Below are 247 nucleotides of genomic sequence, written 5' to 3'. Positions count from 1 at the left end.
GCCAAACTTACCAGGAACTTCATCATAAATACCGATCGAGGAAATCCAAACAAATTGCTTAATTTGATGCTTATCCATTGCTGCTACAATATTAGCGGCCTGTTGAGCAATTTCTGGGTTCCGTAGGTTAGCATATACAGCATCAACCTTTTCCATCGCAGCATCTAAATCTGCTGGGTTTAAGGTATCACCTTTAATAACTGTTTCCCGACTTTCATCAACATTAGTTAAGTGTTGTGGATGACGG

General features: G+C 40.1%; 1 protein-coding gene. It reads right to left on the bottom strand.

The genetic code is table 11. From position 1 onward, the window contains the following. Window positions 1-247, bottom strand: a 247-nt coding sequence (locus ACFIK0_RS09815; protein WP_375663977.1) for an NAD(P)-binding oxidoreductase, incomplete at both ends; no start/stop codon positions are given.

This window comes from Bartonella sp. CL63NXGY (assembly GCF_042194905.1).
Taxonomy (GTDB): Bacteria; Pseudomonadota; Alphaproteobacteria; order Rhizobiales; family Rhizobiaceae; genus Bartonella.
Note: the sequence above shows the minus strand (reverse complement) of the source record. Positions and strands in the feature narration are given on the sequence as shown.